General features: G+C 62.1%; 14 protein-coding genes. 5 read left to right on the top strand and 9 right to left on the bottom strand.

Annotation, left to right across the window (positions count from 1 at the left end; all coding sequences use genetic code 11):
* Window positions 1-15 precede the first annotated feature (15 nt).
* From GE027_RS07185 to GE027_RS07170, 4 genes are all read right to left on the bottom strand, one after another.
* Complete coding sequence (locus GE027_RS07185) at window positions 16-1419, bottom strand: sulfatase family protein (protein ID WP_153556511.1); 1404 nt, start codon at window positions 1417-1419, stop codon at window positions 16-18.
* A 98-nt stretch (window positions 1420-1517) separates the two neighbouring features.
* On the bottom strand, window positions 1518-3635 hold the full coding sequence (locus GE027_RS07180; protein WP_153556510.1) for a sulfatase family protein: 2118 nt from the start codon (window positions 3633-3635) through the stop codon (window positions 1518-1520).
* Window positions 3636-3784: 149 nt separating this feature from the next.
* Complete coding sequence (locus GE027_RS07175; protein WP_237607362.1) at window positions 3785-4000, bottom strand: hypothetical protein; 216 nt, start codon at window positions 3998-4000, stop codon at window positions 3785-3787.
* Between the two features lie 184 nt (window positions 4001-4184).
* Complete coding sequence (locus tag GE027_RS07170; protein ID WP_153556509.1) at window positions 4185-5927, bottom strand: sodium:solute symporter; 1743 nt, start codon at window positions 5925-5927, stop codon at window positions 4185-4187.
* A gap of 271 nt (window positions 5928-6198) precedes the next feature.
* Here GE027_RS07170 and GE027_RS07165 point away from each other — a divergent pair, with 271 nt between their 5' ends.
* From GE027_RS07165 to GE027_RS07145, 5 genes are all read left to right on the top strand, one after another.
* The gene (locus tag GE027_RS07165) at window positions 6199-9294 is read left to right on the top strand and encodes a DUF1553 domain-containing protein (protein ID WP_153556508.1); all 3096 of its coding nucleotides are present in this window, start codon (window positions 6199-6201) and stop codon (window positions 9292-9294) included.
* A gap of 2 nt (window positions 9295-9296) precedes the next feature.
* Complete coding sequence (locus GE027_RS07160) at window positions 9297-10781, top strand: DUF1501 domain-containing protein (RefSeq protein ID WP_153556507.1); 1485 nt, start codon at window positions 9297-9299, stop codon at window positions 10779-10781.
* 159 nt (window positions 10782-10940) lie between these two features.
* Complete coding sequence (locus GE027_RS07155; protein WP_153556506.1) at window positions 10941-11654, top strand: hypothetical protein; 714 nt, start codon at window positions 10941-10943, stop codon at window positions 11652-11654.
* On the top strand, window positions 11651-12112 hold the full coding sequence (locus tag GE027_RS07150) for a phage holin family protein (protein WP_153556505.1): 462 nt from the start codon (window positions 11651-11653) through the stop codon (window positions 12110-12112). Before GE027_RS07155 ends, GE027_RS07150 begins: the two co-directional genes overlap by 4 nt.
* A complete protein-coding gene (locus GE027_RS07145; RefSeq protein WP_153556504.1) occupies window positions 12088-13506 on the top strand; it encodes a DUF3618 domain-containing protein in 1419 nt (472 codons plus the stop codon). The genes GE027_RS07150 and GE027_RS07145 overlap by 25 nt, the downstream gene beginning before the upstream one ends.
* 441 nt (window positions 13507-13947) lie before the next feature.
* Here the strand turns inward: GE027_RS07145 and GE027_RS07140 are convergent, their stop codons facing one another.
* From GE027_RS07140 to GE027_RS07120, 5 genes are all read right to left on the bottom strand, one after another.
* Entirely contained in the window at window positions 13948-14940 is a 993-nt protein-coding gene (locus GE027_RS07140; RefSeq protein ID WP_153556503.1) for an SMP-30/gluconolactonase/LRE family protein, read from the bottom strand.
* 161 nt (window positions 14941-15101) lie between these two features.
* Entirely contained in the window at window positions 15102-15617 is a 516-nt protein-coding gene (locus tag GE027_RS07135) for a hypothetical protein (RefSeq protein WP_153556502.1), read from the bottom strand.
* Window positions 15610-16161, bottom strand: a complete 552-nt coding sequence (locus GE027_RS07130; protein ID WP_162006611.1) for a response regulator — start codon at window positions 16159-16161, stop codon at window positions 15610-15612. Before GE027_RS07130 ends, GE027_RS07135 begins: the two co-directional genes overlap by 8 nt.
* A gap of 31 nt (window positions 16162-16192) precedes the next feature.
* Window positions 16193-17407 carry a response regulator gene (locus GE027_RS07125; RefSeq protein ID WP_153556500.1) on the bottom strand — a complete coding sequence of 405 codons (1215 nt, stop codon included), beginning with the start codon at window positions 17405-17407 and terminating at the stop codon, window positions 16193-16195.
* Window positions 17408-17465: 58 nt separating this feature from the next.
* Window positions 17466-18539, bottom strand: coding sequence for a 6-bladed beta-propeller (locus GE027_RS07120; protein ID WP_202617348.1), 1074 nt, complete (start codon window positions 18537-18539; stop codon window positions 17466-17468).
* Window positions 18540-18585: the final 46 nt, after the last annotated feature.

The following is an 18585-nucleotide window of genomic DNA, read 5'->3' as shown; positions in this document are numbered from 1 at the left end:
GCGGTTGTAACGCGATTATTTCGAAAGCGGTTTCGGGTTCTCGACAAAGGCTGCGGGCCGGCTGTTTTCGGCGATATCTTTTGCAAAGGCATCCAAGTGGGCTTTCAGTCGTTTGACGACCTGCGGATGTGATTTCGCAAGGTTCTTCTTTTCGGCGATGTCGTTTTCAAGATCATACAGCTGCGCCGGCCGGCCCCTATGGACGTGCAGCTTCCATTTACCGGAGCGGACCGCGGCCAGGGTGTTGCCGCGATGGTAGAAGAAGGTTTCGTGCGGCGTCGGCGCCTGGCCACTGAGCGTGGGCCAGACGTCCTTGCCGTCGATCACGCGATCGGTGGGCAGCGTTGCCCCGGCCAGCTTGGCGAAGGTGGGCAACAGATCCATCGTCGTCATCATCTGGTCGTTGGGCATGCCGGCGGGGATTTTGCCCGGCCAGCGGACGACGGTGGGCTCGCGCATGCCGCCTTCCAACGCCGTGCCCTTATGCCCACGCAAGGGGCCGGGGCTGGCGCACAGCGTTCTTTTCGGAGGGCCGTTGTCGGAGGTGAACAGGACCAGGGTATTTTCGTCCACGCCGTTCTCCTTCAGGGCGTCCAGGATTTGGCCAACGGACCAATCAATTTCGGCGATCGCCTGCGGAAACAGCTTGTCGCGAGTGCGGTAATCGATGTTGCCGTCCTCGGCTTCCAGCGTCGCCGCGACGTCGCCCGCGACGGTTGTAATGAACGGCGGTGAGACGTGCAGGGGGGCGTGCGGAATCGGATGCGGGACGTACAGGAAGAACGGTTCGTCTTTATGTCGTTCGATGAACGACACCGCACGCTCCGTGATTCGCTTGGTCAGATAGTCCGCATCCGGATCCAGCTCGACGACTTGGTCGTTCTCGAGCAGCGGTAGCGGAGGGAATCCATAATGATCCTGGCGAGGATGGTAGGGGTGAATGTCGTGGCTGAAGGGGATGCCAAAGAATTCATCGAATCCCTGTTGCGTGGGCAGGAACTCGGGCTGGTCTCCCAGGTGCCACTTGCCAAACATGCCCGTCGCATAGCCGGCGGACTGGAGCACCTCGGCGATGGTGATTTCGTCAGGATGCAAACCCTTGGGATCGGCGGCCAGCAACACGCCGAAGTTGGACCCTGTGGCCATGTTGATGCGTTTCGGGTAACAACCGGTCATCAACGCCGCTCGGGAAGGCGTGCAAACCGGAGCCGCGACGTAGAAGCTGGTCAGCCGCGCCCCTTCGGCGGCCATCTGATCGATGCGCGGCGTATGGACGTGGTCGGCGCCAAAGCAACCGAGATCGCCGTAGCCTTGGTCGTCGGTAAAGATGATGACAAAGTTGGGTTTTTCAGGCTCCGCAGCTGTCAGCGACGGAAGCAATCCCAGGATCAATAAACTGGCAAGCGAGATGAGTTTCATGGCGATTTCTTTCGGCGAGGCTTGCGGTGTCGGTTGTGATTATTGTGATCGGGGTGTCGCCGCTGGCGCTCGCGGGCGATCGCTTCGGCGGAAAGCGATCACTCGGCCAGCACTTCGCCGTCGAACTGAAAGTTGTCGACGGTGACGTGCCCCCAGCCGCCGGTCGACTTGTCGACGACTTTGATGAACATTCTCTGACCCGCATACGGAGCGAGATCCCAGGACGCTTTCTGCATCGTTTGGTCATTGATGCCGCGGGCCTTGGCGACCTCTTTGCCGTCAGCCGTACAGAGGGCGGCGTAGGTGTTTGGCCCGCGCCCGCCACCGATCCGGAACGTCATGGTTCCGCCTTCGGGGATGAAGGCGGGCGAAACAATCACGCCGGTTTGGCTGTCCTGCCCGCGTTCGGCCTGGGGCGAGGATTCCAGTGTCGTCAGGTAGTACTCGCCCTGCTTGTTGTATTCCTGTTGGCTTCTGAAGAAGGTTGATCGGCTGCCGACCGGATGGCTGAACTGGCCTTCGACAATCTGCCACGGATCGAGCCGGCCCGATTCGAAATCGAAGGATACGCTCCGCTCGCTGGGCCCGGCCGGTTCTTTTTTCGCCGGGTTCCCCGAATTGCGTGAACCGGTTTTCCGCGCTGGCTGCTTCGCCACTTCGTAACGATCCAGCAGCGCCTTCATCTGCTCGACGACCTCGGGATGGGCGTCGTAGACATTCTGTGTCTGCCGCACATCGGCGTGCAGGTCGTACAGCTGGGCCGGCGGCGCATTCCTGCGGATCTTGCCGTCGACGATGTCGCTGTTGACCGAGCCGACAAAACTGGCCGCCGGCGGTCCCGCAAAGGTGTGATGACTGGGTTTGCTGCCTCCGAAACCACCACTGCCGCGAGCCGGAATGTACATCCACCGCCCCTTGCGAACCGACAGATGGGTGCCTTTGTACGGGGCCAGGATCAAGTGATCCCGCAGCGGCTGTTGAGGGTTGTCGACAAAAGCGGGCAGCATGTTGACGCTGTCGATCTGTTCGTTCTCGGGCAGTGGCTGATCGGTCAATGCCGCGAACGTCGCCAACATATCCACGTTGCCGAGCAATTGGTCCGAGGTCGTTCCGGGTGGCACTTTGCCCGGCCAACGCACGATCAGCGGCACACGATGGCCGCCTTCCCAGACGCCGAACTTGAAACCCAGCAGGTCCCCGTTTTGGCGATGCCCGGCTTGGAAAGCCGCCTGCCCACCGAAGTTGAACATGCCGCCGTTGTCGCTGGTAAAGATCACCAGGGTGTCGTCGTCCAGATCGTTTTCTTCCAGACACGAAAGGATCTCGCCCACGATCCAGTCCAGTTCGTGGATGTAGTCACCGTACAGTCCGGCTTGACTGGTTCCCTGGAAACGCTCGGCCGGTGTGAAGGGGTGATGGATGTTGGTCGTGGTTAGATATAGAAAGAACGGAGTGTCCTTGCGTTGTTCGATCCACTGGACGGATTTCTTGGCCAGAGTGGTGCCCACCGCGTAGTCGTTGTACAACTCGTGAGCTTTCTTGGCACCGCGGAACTGGTTGGGACTGCGCTGCGCGGCTTCCGGCGGAATCTTCGTGATCGGGGTGGTGTTTTTGGCGCCGCGGCCGACGTGCACCAGCGGATCGTCGGGGTCGCTACCGACGATGCGATCGTTTTCGACGTAGACGTAGGGCGGGGCGCTGTTCACCACCGGCATGCCAAAGTAATAGTCAAAGCCCAGGTCCTGCGGTCCGGGACGCAGAGGTTCTTGCCAGTCATTGGTGCCGCGTTTGAAACCCAGATGCCACTTGCCCAGCACCGCCGTGTCATAACCCTTGTTCTTGAACACGTCGCCGATGGTGGTCTTTTCGGTGTCGATGATCAGGGGCGAAGTGATCGGGGCCGGGCCCCAAACGCCCCGGCCATCGTGAGCGCGGAGCGGGTACTGGCCGGTCAGCAACGCGTACCGCGATGGGGTGCATACGGCCGAAACCGAATGGGCGTCGGTGAAGCGACGACCCTGAGCGGCCAGGCGGTCGATGTTGGGCGTCTGAACTTTGGTGGCTCCGTAGCACCCCAAATCGCCGTAGCCGAGATCGTCGGCAAAGATCAAGACGACGTTGGGCGGAGCGTCTGCGGCCGATGCGGTCGAGGCAACCGTGGCCCCGGCGAGGGTCGCAACCGCAAGGAGTAAGGCTCCGCAAATAGGCGTCTTCATGGTCTATCTCCAAAAACTATCCTGCCGCTGACGGCTTGTGTGAGCCGTTTGGGCGATAGTCCCGGTTTGCGGTGCCGAAACCGAGGCTAGCGTCTAAACGGCTCACTAAATCCAAATGCCGCTGACGCGGGGGGACGTGCGTCGAGTGCTTAGTAATTCAGCGTACCGCCTCGTGACGGCGGCTGTCGTTCGTCTTTCCACCAGTGGTCCGGACCTTCAGATTCGCTTTCTCGCCAGACTTCCAGCATCCGCCGCTTCATCGCTGTGGTCTTCTCCGGCATGGTGGCCGCCAGGTCGTGTTCTTCTTTCCAGTCTTTCTGGATCTCGTACAGTTGGAACTCGGTCAGCGTGTCATTGCTGACCAAGCATCCGAACCGCTTGGCGAAACATAAAAATTCGCCTCCGGTTCAGCCGCGAGGGCGTCGGTGGTCAGCAGGACGAAGACACACCAACACGCCGCCGCAAGCGTGCTGTTAAAGCCACGAACCAACCCGCGCCCGCGCCGCGGAAAGGTCAGGCTCGCAGGCCCGGGGCGGGACTCATGGTGCATCATCGAAAAATCCCGTAAAGGATGACCATCGTGACGATCAACAGCACGCTCAGCAGCCGAGGATCGCCGGCGCGACTTTTGCCCGGGATCGTCAGCGGCTCCAGTGGCGTCGTCCAAGCCAGACGAGCCCCCTTCAGTTCCGTTTGATCCTTCGCCAGCGGCGCATCGGGCAAGAGGAAGCTCAACACGACCTGTATCAGCATACACACCACCAGCAGGTAGAACGCCATCATCATGAATCCGCCGGGCAATTGACTGAGCTCGCCTTTGGGAAACAGGGTGTTGATGGTGAAGACGACGATCCCCAGCACCGAACCGATGATCAGCGTCGCCGCAGCGGCTCGGGCGCTTGCCCGTCGCCAGAAAACGCCCAGGACCAGCACGGCGGTGATCGGCGGTGCGATGTGCGAGATGATGTTCGCCATCCCATTGAAGATGCTTTCGAACATGTTCAGGGCGGGGACCAGCGCGACGGCCACGACCAGAGCGACCGCCGCCGAGACGCGTCCGATCAGGACCAACCGTTCGTCATTGATGTCGGGCCGAAAACGTTTGACGATGTCGTAGCTGGCCAGGGTCGAGATCGAATTCAACGCCCCGGAAACCGTGCTCATCAACGCCGCCATCAGCGCGGCGACCAACACGCCTCGCAGGCCCATCGGCAGCAGTTCGGTAATCATGCTGGCGTACACGCCCTTGGACTGGACCTCGCCGTCGACCGTGATCATCGATAGATCAAGCCGCCCGTCCTGATGCAGGGCCCATGCCAGCAGCCCCGGAAGGACGAACAGGAATACGGGCAGAATCTTCAGGACGCCGGCAAAGATGGGACCCTGGCGAGCGTGGTCTTCGTCCTTGGCACCCAGGACACGCTGGACGATCGTCTGGTCGGCGCACCAGTACCAGATCCCCAGTACCGGATATCCCAGCAGGATCGCATACCAAGGCATGCCGTCGGGGTCGCCGTGGGGCCGCAGCATGGAAAGTTTCTGTTGCTGGTCTTCCGCGTCGAGGATCTGGACCAGGTTCTCCCAGCCGTCCCAGCCGCCCGGCGATTCGGTCGGACCGCCCAACTGCCAGAAGGCGATCCCCGTGATGATCGCCGCACCGAGCAACAGGACGATCGTCTGGATCGACTCGGTAACCACCACGGCCAGCAGTCCGCCGGTGATCGTGTAGATGCCGGTCAGCACGCAGAGGACCACGATGCTGTACATCATGGGCACCTCGAGCAGTTCCTCGAGAATGATCCCGCCGGTCAGCAGGGCGAATGCGATGTGGATCACGATGGCCGTCAGGATGGAGACGAACGCCAAGCAGTCGCGAGAGACGCGGTTGTAACGACGCTCGAGAAAATCGGGCAGCGTGGCGATGCCCGTGCGAATGTAAAACGGCGCGAAGAACAAGCCCAACAGGACCAGCGTGAAACCCGCCATCCATTCGAAGTTACCGTTCAACAGCCCGGTATCGAAACCGTTCTGAGCCAGACTGACCAGATGCAACGTGGATATATTCGTGGCAAACAGGGCCAGCCCGATGCTCGCCCAGCCGAGGCTTTTGCCGGCCAGAAAATATTCCTCGGCCGCCCCCTGCTTCTTCTTGTGACGCCAGGCGGCCAGCAAGCCGATCAGCACAATGCCGATCAGATAGACCACGGCCACCGTGATGTCGACCAGGTTCAAATGCAACTGCACGCCGGAGCTTTGCAGGTGCGAGCCGAGGGTTTCTGTAGCGGCAAACATCGAGGAAGGAGCCGAACTCATGCGGGGATCGAAAAGCTGTGGGGAATTAATAGGAATGGCCGGCCAACCGGCCCGGCGGAACAAACTGCGACATGCGGCGCTCCGGGCGACCACATCCGGCCTGCAAGGGCCATTGTCGCTCCGCAAAGCCGGTTGTCGAGGATAGAATGCGACACGATGTTGTCGCCAGACTTTGGAGGCGGTGACGCGGACGGACCAAACTCTGGCGAGTTCAGCTACGGGCGAATTGGTAGGCTAAGATAAGGGGCTTATGTACAAGGATAAGCTTCGACCGATACTCCGAAACGCGCGGAACCAGCGGCCGACCGCAATACGCCGTCGCTTCTGGCGCGGTTGCCGCACCCTGGCCGGAACGCTTTCGGCCTTCCTCCTGGCAGGCCTTGCCGCGGCCGATCCGCCGTCGCCGGTAACCTCGCCCTCCGCTGCCAATGAGGACCGCTTCGAGCAAGTCGCGGCGATCTTTGGCTCGCACTGCGTGACGTGTCACAACGCCAATATCACCGAGGGCGGTTTGTCGCTGTCCTCGCGCCAGCACGCCCTGGCTGGTGGCGAGTCCGGAGCGGTGATCGTTGCCGGTCAGCCCGACGACAGCATCCTGTTGGATTATGTCCGCGGCCCCGCCGCCTACATGCCTCCCGAGGGCAAGCCGCTGACGGACCAGCAGGTCGCGGTGCTGGAAGCCTGGATCGCCGAGGGGGCGAAATGGCCGGAGGGACGCCAAGTGGTGGAAAGCCACCTGCAGGATCGTTCTTGGTGGTCGCTGCGCCGACTACAACCGGTCGCCGTCCCAGAGGTCGCGGCCACGGACCCCGACCTGACCAGTTGGCCTCGCAACGCGATCGATCGCTTTGTGCTTCGCCGCTTGCTGGCGGCGGACCTGAGGCCGGCACCCGAAGCCGATCGGCGGACCCTGATCCGGCGGCTGTACTTTGATCTGCTCGGCTTGCCGCCCAGCCCGCAAGCGGTCGAACGCTTTGTCCGCGACCCGCGGCCCGACGCCTATGAACGGCTGGTCGACCACTTGCTGGCCTCGCCTCGCTACGGCGAACGCTGGGCGCGGCATTGGTTGGACGTGGTCCACTATGGCGACACCCATGGCTACGACAAGGACAAGCCTCGTCCCCACGCCTGGCCGTATCGTGATTACGTCATCCGCTCGATGAATCAAGATAAACCCTGGTCACGCTTCCTGCGTGAGCAGATCGCCGGGGACGCGTTTTATCCCCATGCTCGCGACGGCAACGAAGCCCTCGGATTCCTGGCCGCCGGCCCATGGGATTTCGTGGGGCACGCGGAGGTGAGCGAGGAAAAGATCGATGGCCAGATCGCTCGCCACCTGGATCGCGACGACATGGTGCGGACGACGATGCAGTCCTTTATGGGCCTGACGGTCGGTTGTGCTCAGTGCCACAACCATAAATTCGATCCGATCACGCAGCGCGATTATTACCAGTTGCACGCCGTCTTTGCCGCGATCGATCGAGCCGACCGCACGTATGATCGAGACCCTTTGGTGCATGAGCAACGACAGACGCTGACGCAAGGGATCGCTGCCGAGCAGCAGAAAATCGACTCCCTGCGACAGCGGGCCAGTGGCCGCATCGCCGCCGAATTAACCACACTCGACGAAGCCATTGCCAAAGCCAAACAGGACAACTTCGGTCCGGCGTTTGGCTACCACAGCAGCATCGCCCCCGAGCAGACCGCGACCAAATGGGTTCAAATCGATCTTGGCCAGCCACAGCCGCTCCGGCAAATCGTTCTGCATCCCTGCAAGGATGACTTCAACGGTATCGGCGCGGGATTTGGGTTCCCCATGCGGTTTCGTGTTCAGGCCAGCAATGACGAAGACTTTCGCGACTCCGCTGCGGTGACCACGATCGCCGACCAGACCGCTGCGGATTTTGCAAACCCAGGGCTCGCCGAAGTCGTTTACGACGTGGACGGGCAAGCGGCTCGCTATGTGCGGATCACGGCCACCAAGCTCGCCCCGCGTCAGAACGACTTCATCTTTGCCCTGGCGGAAGTGAAGGTGCTGGACACAGCAGGCCGCAATCGAGCCGCCGGCGGCGCGGTGACGTCATTGGATTCGATCGAAGCGGCACCGCGTTGGCAGCGTGCGAATCTGACCGACGGAGAGTATCCGCGCGCGGCCGGCGATCCCGATGCCCTACGGCGGCAGCGCGACCAGCGGATCCTCGCGGCGATGACTTCCGAAGAACGCGAGCGGATGCGGCAGGCCAAGCAACGCTTGCAAACGCAGCAGCAGCGGCTGGCCGCGTTGCCCGAACCGTCGAAGGTGTATGCCGGAACCGTGTTCACCGGTTCGGGAAATTTCAAAGGGACCGGAGCGGCAGGCGGCCGGCCACGCCCGATTCATCTATTGATCCGTGGCGACGTGCGGCAGCCCGCCCAGGTTGTCACGCCGGGGGCTCTGAGCGTGCTGGGGTTGGATCAACACTTCAGGCTCGAAGCGTCGCACAGCGAAGCCGACCGGCGAGCGGCCCTGGCGCGGTGGCTGAGCGATGCGGAGAATCCGGTCACCTGGCGAAACATCGTCAATCGTGTGTGGCAGTACCACTTTGGCCGCGGCCTAGTGGAAACTCCTAATGACTTTGGCCGCATGGGCGGAGTGCCCAGCCATCCGGAATTGCTGGACCATCTGGCGATCCGCTTTCGCGATTCCGGCCAGTCCTTGAAGCAGCTGCACCGATTGATTTTGTGCAGTGCGACGTGGCGACAAGCCTCGCGGCCTCGCGAATCGCTTGCCGCCCGCGCCCACGACGTCGATGCGGAGAACCGTTTGCTGTGGGCCATGCCGCGGCGCAAACTGGATGCGGAAGCCGTGCGAGACAGCGTATTGTTGGTCAGCGGAAAACTGAATCTGTCGATGTACGGCCCCGGCTTTCGCAACTTCGTCCTCAAGCATCCCGAGCATTCGCCGCACTACGAATACCACTTGCACGATCCCAATGATCCCGCAACGCAGCGACGGTCGGTGTATCGGTTCGTGGTCCGCTCGCAGTTGGAACCGTTCATGACCACCCTGGACTGTGCGGACCCATCGATCCTGGTCGGTCGGCGGAATCAAAGTGTCACGCCGCTGCAGGCACTGGCGATGTTGAACAGTGGATTGATGGTCACCATGGCGGACCACTTTGCGGCAAAGCTCCAGCGACAACACGAGCGGTTGGCGGATCAGGTGCGAGCCGGATTCCGCGAAGCCATCGGACGACCGCCGGACAAAGCGGAACAGATCGCTATTGTGGATGTCGCTCGTCAGCACGGCCTGGCCAACGCCTGCCGGTTGATGTTTAACCTTAACGAATTCAGCTTCGTCGATTAGCCATGTACGACCCCGTCCCTTCGACGACACCGTCACGACGCCAACTGCTGCAGTCCTGTGGTCAGGGCCTGGGTGCACTGGCGTTGGGTGCGATGTTCGCCTCGGAATCGTCTGCCACGGACGGGGGCAGTGCCGCCCCAGGCAAGCCGCATCACCCGCCCCGGGCCAAGCGGGTGATCCAGTTGTTCATGGCCGGCGGAGCGTCGCACATCGACTTGTTCGATTACAAGCCGGCACTGATCCGGCACGACGGCAAGCCAGCGGAGTTTGGCGAGAAGGTCGAAGCGTTCCAGGGAGGACTCGGTCCCTGGAAGCGGCCGGTTTGGGACTTTTCCCCCTATGGCGACTGCGGAAAACAGCTCAGCGAGATTGTCGCCCCGCTCGGCCAGTGCGTCGACAAGATGGCGTTCGTCCATAATCTGGTGGGCAAGACCGGGGTGCACAGTCAGGGCACGCTGTTGCAAACGACGGGTTTTAATTTGCCCGGTTTTCCCGGAATGGGGTGCTGGATCAGCTACGGACTCGGCTCGATTCGCGAGAACCTGCCCACGTTTGTCGTGTTGCCGGATCATCGCGGCTTGGCCAGCAACGGCGTGAAGAATTGGGACGCGGCGTTCTTGCCTTCGCAGCACACCGGGACCGTGATCCATCCGGCTCGTCGCAATCCAATCAACGACCTGCGCCCGCACCAGAACGGCGACTATATCAGCCCGCGCAGCGAGGTCGATGTCCGCGATGTGCTGCGGCAGTTGAATCGGCGGCACGCCGACCGGCGCCGCGACGATGCTCGCCTGGACGCTCGCATCCGTTCCTATGAGCTGGCCGCTCAGATGCAACTGGCTGCACCCGAGGCGCTGGACCTTTCCACCGAACCCCAGTATGTGCTGGACGCTTACGGGCTGGACCGGGCGGCAGCGGCGTGGCCATCCGAAATCAATGCGTCCGAAGAGATCTATCATTTCGGCAAGCGTTGCCTGATCGCTCGCCGCTTGATCGAACGCGGCGTGCGGTTCGTGCAGGTGTTTTCTGGCAACGACAACGGCTTTCCCAGACGCAATTGGGATTCCCACGAAGACGTCGGTCGCGACCACGGGCCATTGGCCGCCGGCATGGCGCACGGAGCGGCCGCGCTGATCCAGGACCTCGACCAACGCGGTCTGTTGGAGGACACGATTGTGTTGTGGACGACCGAGTTCGGTCGCTTGCCCTCGACGCAGGGTGGCAAAGGCCGCGACCATAATCCCTACGTGTTCACCAACTGGTTGTGCGGGGGCGGGGTGAAACCCGGTGTTACATACGGCCCAAGCGACCAGTGGGGGTACAAGCCGCTGGACCGCTCGCGGCCGACCGAAGTCTACGACATCCACGCCACGGTGTTGCATCTGTTGGGCTTGGACCACGAGCGATTGACGTTCCGGCACAACGGCATCGACCGCCGATTGACCGACGTCCACGGCCAGGTCATCCACGACCTCATCGCTTCTTAGCTCCCGTACGCGGGGTCTGCGGCGGGGATGCTATCGCCGCGTTGTCTCTTTTCCAAGACGCCGCCGCCGGCCTTTTGCTCGGCGTATTTGCGGACTTTGGCACATCACGTGCGTATGAGTTTGGTTGTTAATCATCTACTTGCCCCCAAGGAGTTTGATATGGCTCAAACAACTGACGGTGCGGCGAATGTTCGCTCCGACGTTTCCACAACGCGGACTCATCAGTCGCACACCAACGAGAACACAGGTACCGACTACGCACAGCAGCGGGCACAGCAGACCGCTCAATCGGCGAAGTCCGAAGCGGAGCGGCAAGCCGAAGAACTGAAACAGCAGGCCCGCCAAGCCACCGAGGCGGCGCGGCAGAAGGCCACCGAAGCGGCCGAGAAAGCCAAGCAGTCCGGCACGCAGTACGCTCGTGAAAAGAAAGCTCGCGTGGCCGAAGAGATCGGCGTCTTCAGCGGTGCGATCCGCAAGGCTTCCGACAAATTGCACGAGGAGCAACACGACTCGATCGCCAGCTACGTCGATGCCGCGGCCGAGCAGTTGGACCAGGTCCGCAGCTCCCTGGAATCGAAGGACGTGGGCGAATTGGTCAACGACCTGCAGGACTTTACCCGCCGGCGGCCTGAGGTCGTCTACGGCGGATTGTTTGTGGCTGGACTGGCCGCGATGCGGTTTTTGAAAGCGTCCCAGCCGCGGCGTTCCGCCCAAACCCGCGCCCCCAGTTACTCCGGCCCCAGTTACTCCGGCCCCAGCGGCTCGCGACCGCCCGAAGCCTTCGGACACGACTCCCAGGCCGGAACGCCCCAGCCTCCCATCGGTTACCGCAATCAGGGATCGCTGAATCCCAAAGGAGGACCCCAGTCATGAGTACTCCCCATCCCACCCAGCATAATGGCGTCAACCGAGTCAGCGGAGATGGCAGCGACTCTCGCGGCATCGCGGATCTGATCCGCGAGCTGCGGGACGAGTCGACGGCGCTGATCCGCGAGGAAGTCGCCCTAGCGAAGACCGAGATGAGCGAAAAGGCCAGTGTGGTCGGTCGCAACTCCGGCATGTTGGTCGCTGGAGGTGCAATCGCCCACCTCGGCCTGATCTTTCTGCTCTTGGCTTTGTCGTACGGCCTGTACGTCGCCATCGGCTCGGCCGGTTTGCCCGTCCATGCCCTCTGGATCGCTCCTCTGATCGTCGGCTTGGTCGTCGGCGGTATCGGATTGGCCATGTTTCTGAAAGCCAAGGACACGCTGGCGAATGTTTCGCCAGTGCCCAAACGAACAGTTGAATCCCTGAAGGAGGACAAGCAATGGGCAACCGACAAAGTCAGCTAACCCGCGAAGAACGACTACGAGCGGCCCAGGGCCGCCCCGTGCATGACCCCAGCGAGCGTGACAGTCGCGAAATCAAGCGAGACATCGAACGGACTCGCGGCGCGATGGACGAAACGCTCGACGAACTGGGCGAACGCCTCAATCCACGCAATCTTCTGGACGACGTGATCGGCCTGTTCCGCAGCGACTCGACCCGTGACACCGCGCAGCGCGCCGGCGATGTGGCGGGCGAATTCGCTCAGAACCTCGGTCGTCAAGTTCGCGAGAATCCGATCGGCGTGACGTTGGTCGGTGCCGGACTGGCGTGGTTGGCATTCGGTGGTCGCCGCGATGAAGACGACGACTATCGTCCCATCCCGCGACGGCGCGCCCTGCAGAACGACTACATCGCCGGCTACGACGATGACTACGACGACGGCCCGGCCTACTACACCGATGAGGACCTGTTGCTCGATCCGCAGTACGGCACCGCGGAGTCGGAGCTGGTGATGCCCGGCAGCCATACCGAAAATGGCTCGCCAGGCGCCTTGGATAAAGCCAAACAAAAGGCTTCTTCGGCGGCCAGCTCCGCCGGGGATGCTGCCTCCTCGGCGTGGGGTTCCACCAAGTCGACCGCGTCGTCCGCCAAGGACTCGGTCGCCGGCGCAGCGAGCAGTGCCGGTGAAGCGATCAGCGATGCCGCGTCCAGCGTCGCCGGCGGAGTCAAATCCGCAGCCGCTTCGGTTGGTGATGCAGTGTCCTCGGCCGGGTCGGCCACCAGCGACGCCTCGCGCCGCGCCTACCTGCGCAGCCGAGCGGCGGCGCGCGATGCCGCCCGCGGCACGCGGCGGGCCGGTCGACGAACCGGTCGCTATGCGTCGTCGACGACCAGCGCCGGCGGCGAACAACTGGCGCAAGCCTACGATGCGACCGCTCGCCGAGTCAGCCGCGCTCACGATGAAGCGCCTCTTGCGCTTGGCCTTGGCGTCCTGGCGCTTGGCGCACTGGTCGGCGCCGTCATCCCCCGCACACGTCCGGAAGACCAGTGGATGGGCGAAGCCTCGGATGACCTGATCGACCAAGCCAAGCACCAGGCCCAGCAGGTTTACGAGCAGGGTCAGGAAGCGGTCGAGAACACGCTCGAGACGGCCAAACAATCCGCCGAGTCGCAGGGCCTGACCGGCGACAGCCTGGCCGAACGTGCTACCCGGGTCGTCGAAAAAGCCGCCGGTTCGATCAGCGAAGCGGCCAAGGACGAAGGGCTGCATCCAGAGCAGTTGAAGGAAGACGCCAAGAGCGTCGCCCAAGACACCACGGAGCAGGCCAAGGCGGAAGCCCAAGACGCCAAGGCGGACGCGGAACAGAAGGCCGGCAAGGTCGATCCCGACGCCAAAAAGGCGACCGAAAAGTCCTAGGCCGAACTTCGGTGTAACCAATTAGGTGCCAGGGCCAACGTCCTGGCACCTTTTTTGATGCGCATTCAAGTACTTCAAGCAGTGGACCGAGCCCCCTCACCCCCGGCCCCTCTCCCACCACTGCTTCACTCGCTGACGCTCGCGGCGCAGCGGGGGAGAGGGGAGAAAACATTTTCTTCTATCGCTCCGAGCCCTATATAGAATCCGTTAGAGTCAGGGATTATTTGATTTGCGCAGGGACCCAGAGGAGCAAAACAATCTTGCCGATGATCCCGTCGACAAGTCGGTCCGCGAAACCTAGTCAGCCAAGTTGAAAGTGTGGATGGCCAACCAACAGAATGCGTTGACCGTCTTCCACGAATCGCTGATGCTGGACGCCCCCGAGACCTGGCGAACCCGGCGTCAGAAATAAGGTGATACCTCGTCGTACGTGCCGAACGTTTACTTCAACCGCACGCGACAGAGGTAGCTGTCGGCGGTGATGTACAGCGTCTTGTCGTCCTCGCCGCCCAGGGTGCAGTTGCTGGTCCGTTGGCCGGTCAGCAACCGCCCCAGCAGTTTGCCTTCGGGTGAAAAGACGTAGATGCCGCCGGGGCCGCTGGCCCAAATCTTGCCGTCGGCCGCGACGCACAGGCCATCGGGCAGACCCGGCCGTTTGCCCACCTGATCGGTCGCATCGTAAAAGGTCTTGCCTTCGCCAAGAGAAAGATCGTCGTTGACCGGAAAAGCGGTCCAGGTCGCGTTCTGCGGATCGCTCTGTGCGACATACAAGGTCTTCTCGTCAGGCGAGAGCCCGATGCCGTTGGGCCGAGCAAGCTGCTTGGAGCCCAGCGCGAGCGTGCCATCGGGATCGATGCGAAAGATCCCGCAGAAGTCCAGCTCGCGGCGTGGATCGTCGGCTCGTTCAGGCAATCCATAGGGCGGGTCGGTAAAGAAGATCGCTCCGCTGCTGTGCAGGACCAGATCGTTCGGGCTGTTCAATCGGCGGCCCTCGTAAGCGTCGGCCAGGGTGCGTTTGCCGCCGCCCTTAGTCAGCACCGAGACGCGGCGGTCACCGTGCTCGCAGGCCAGCAATCGGCCCTGCGAGTCCATGGCCAAACCGTTGCTGCCCGGTTCCAAGCCATAGTAGGCCACGCCCGTATAGCCGCTGGGCTGCATGAACAATTCGATGCCTTCGGCTTGCGACCAGCGAAAGATGCTGTTGCGTGGGATGTCCGAAAACAGGAGGTGTCCGCCGCTGGCATCGTCCACCCACAGCGGGCCCTCGCACCAGGTAAAACCGCTGGCCAACACTTCGATCTTCGCGTCCGCTGCCAATAATTCGTCCATGGCCGGATCCAGCCGTTCGATGTGGCCGACCGTGGCCGGCGTCTGAGCGAACAGCAACGTCGCGGACAACAGATAACAAGCCGTCAAGCCAAAGCGAATCAGCATCGGTGGTTCCTCAACATCAAGGGGTCGTTCGGAAGGAGGCCTATTGTAAACCGTTCCGCCGGCGATGGTGACGATTGCCACCTGCCGGCATGCATCCACCGTGTCCCACCTCGACACGGCGGATATTCCGAAGGTGAAAACCGTGGCGATCGCCAAAACGGCTAGCTGGCCGGCCGGGGGATCAATTCCCACGCCCCTTCCTCGCTGCGAAGCTGGGCCAACTGGCGAACCGCGTCCGGAAGATCCAGCGCCGCCCTCGCAGGCAACTCGCCCGCCACCAGATGCAAGTCGTCGGCTTGCCGAATTGCGAAATCATCCGGCGCCCGGGCGTAGCCGACCGGCGGTTTGATCATCCACTGGACAAAGTGTTCGGCCAGGGCCTGGGTCAGACGCGGATCGGCATCGGGAAAGTCGCCGTCGGCCACGAACAGGAAATGAGCCGCTTTCAACTGACGGGCGTACAGGCGGTCGTGGCCACGCTGCAGAACGCCGGCCAGGCGATGCCGCAGAAAGGACAGTTGGCGGTCGAAATCCTCTCCGACGTACTGGTCCAGATTGCCGGGGTCGCTGCACATCAGCGGCAGCGGCGGGCCATCGGGTCCGGCCGCGCCGGCGAACCACTGCTGCCTATCGGTTTCCAGCAAGACGATCAGAGAGGCCGGCTGGCGGTCAGTCATAAATCGCGGTGCTCGCTTGCTGGTGGAGTTCTCGCAGGGTTTGAGTTTGCTCGCGGAATCGCTGCCACTGCGGTTCCGGCAAAGTCGACGGGCCGCACCGCTCGCCCAACTGGTGAGCATCGTCGAGGTAGCCGCCGAGCAATTTCAGCAGATCGGCCCGGGCGGCCAGAGCGTCGTAACGGGCCGCGGCGTCCCGCAACACTTCCAGCAGATCATCCGGGTCCCAGGGCTTGGTGATGTAGCGATACAGTTCGCCCCGGTTGATCGCATCGACGACGGCCCGCGTGTCGGCGTAACCGGTAAAAATAATTCGGATCGCATCGGGATGATCGTTGCGGACCATTTCCATCAATTCCGAACCGGTCATCGAGGGCATGCGTTGGTCGGTCATGATCACATTGATCGAATGCTCGCGCATGATCGCAAGCGCCTCTTTGCCGCTGGCCGCCGTATGGACGTTGAAATCCCGCCGCAACAGGCCGGTCAGGGAAAACAACACATCGGGTTCGTCGTCCACGATCAGGACGGAATGGGTTTTAGACATTGGTATCGGCATCGGTGTTGGTGGATGGGGATTAGTTGTCCGGCGCCAGGGGCAAGCGGATGCGAACGGTGGTGCCGCGATCCAGTTCACTGTCCACTTCCAGGGTTCCCTTGTGATCCCGGACCACAGCATAACTGACGGCCAGGCCCAGGCCGGTCCCGGTACCCACGGGTTTGGTCGTGAAGAAAGGTTCGAACATCCGGGACTGGGTTTGCGGGTCCATCCCGCAGCCCTGATCGCGGACCTCGATCACCGCTTCGGAATCCTTCTTGCTCAGGCAGACCCGCAAGGGGTCGCCCGAGTCGCTGGCCTGGATCGCGTTAAGCAGCACGCTGTAGATCACCTGATGAATTTTGTCGGGCCGGCAATGGATCGCAATCTGCGAATCCAGGGCGGAATCGATGTGCAGGTTCTTTTCTTCGATGGCATGCTTGAGAACCAGCAGGGTGGATTCGATCGCCGTTTGCAGGTCCAGCGAATCGTCCGGGGCGCGATCCAGGCGAGCGAAGTCGCGGAGGTTGCTGATGATGTCGCGGACCCGCGTTAGACCGTCGCTGGAGGACTGCATCAACTGGGGAAGATGCTGCCGCAGCCAGTCCGATTCGCCGTCCTCGGCCCATTGATCGAGCTGGTCGGTTAATTCCGTCGGGGCATCCCGGATGTAGGGCCGAGCCCGCTCGTAGGTCTCCATCCGCTTGAGCATGTCACCGAGGTCGCGGCGGAGCACGGCCAGGTTGTTGGTCACAAACGCGATCGGGTTGTTGATCTCGTGGGCCATGCCGGCGGCCAGCTGGCCGAGGCTGGCCAGTTTTTCGCTTTCCACCAGAGCGGCCTGCGTCTCGCGCAGGCGGCGGTTCTGTTCGGCCAGCTTCTGTTCCAGCTGGATGATCCGTTTGCCTTCGCGAAGACGGACTCGCAATTCTTCCGGGTCACAGGGCTTGACCAAAAAGTCGTCAGCTCCGCAGTCCATCGCTTTGACCAGATCCTCTTTCTCGCTCTTGGCCGTCAACAGGATCAGATAACTGTAACCCTCGCTGTCGGTCTCGCGGATGCGGCGGATCAACTCCAGGCCGTCCATGCCGGGCATGATCCAGTCGGTCAAGACCAACGAAAACGCCTGCTCCTGAAATTGCTTCCATGCCTCTTCGCCATCGCGGGCTTCGACCACGGTGTAGTCCCATTCCCGCAGCTGCGAGACCAACAAGCAACGGGTCACCTTACTGTCTTCAGCAACCAGTACTCTCATGGGAAAACACTCATGGAAAGCCGGGGATCAGCCGGGATTTCGGGGGCCTGTACCTGGATTATTTGCTGACCGATTCGGTTGCTTCCGGGACATCCTTTGGCAAGCCGGGCACGCCGACGCGGACCAGTTTCATGATTCGCCCCGAGACGTTCCAGTCCTGGACATACAGGTTGCCCTCGGAATCCCAGTACGAGCCGTGCGTGCCGCTGAACACGCCTTCGATCCACTCGTCCTGCGGTACGTTGTAACTGCCCCCTTTCGCGGGATCGGGATTGTGCCCCAGGACGGCGATGATCGTGTTGTCGCCGTTTAGGATCACCAGCCGGCCTTTCAAATCCGGTACCGACACGTAGGGCCCCTGTATGGCAACCGACGTGGGCATGCCCAGTCCGGTGACTATCTCCTCCAAAAACTCACCATCCAGCGAGTAGTGAACCAGCCGACCCTTGGGTTGGTGGTTGCGATCACAGATCAACAGTCGCGGCGGGTCGTAACGGGTATCGAGCGTCATCCCATGAGCGGTGTTGAATTCTTTCAGGCCGTTGCCCTTGCTGCCGAAATGCGAGAGGTACTTGCCGTGTTTGTCGAAGCGGAAGATGTGGTTGCTGGCGTAGCCGTTGGACAGATAGATGTCGCCGCCGGGCGCCACGGTGATGGCCGTCGGACTGAACTTCTTCAGCCCCAACCCCGAAGCTTCGGGGAAGGGCAAGCGCAGGACCACTTCGCCGCTGTGGGCGTTGAACTTGATGCCTTCGCCGGCGGCGTTGCGGGCTCCGTAGATGAATTCCTGGTCGCCTTCCTGGCGGATTTCCATGTCGTGGATGTTCGTGTAATCGTCGCCCAGGTAGGACTGGATCACGCCGCCTTCCGGCGAGAAAACGTAGACGCCGCGCTGGGCACTGGTATAGATATTGCCGGCGGAATCGATCACCACCGAACCGTGTGTCGGCCCGATCGCGGAGTGGCCGTCGGGGCGAAGTCCCCACCCCGGCACGGTGTCGAACGTCATCTCGCCGCTGCCCATTCGCACCGGCACCCCCGGCGGCTCCGCGGACCGCGCGGCGGCCGGAAACAGGCAACAGGTGGCGACGGCCAACAGAACCAAACAGCAACGCGGGGGGTGGGTCGTCATCGATGAAGCTCGGCGAAGCAGGTGAGGAGAGAAGAAGAGCCGTGGA

It is taken from the genome of Roseimaritima sediminicola, assembly GCF_009618275.1.
Lineage (GTDB): Bacteria > Planctomycetota > Planctomycetia > Pirellulales > Pirellulaceae > Roseimaritima > Roseimaritima sediminicola.
The sequence above is the reverse complement of the archived record's forward strand: the minus strand, read 5'-3'. Positions and strand labels throughout refer to the sequence as shown.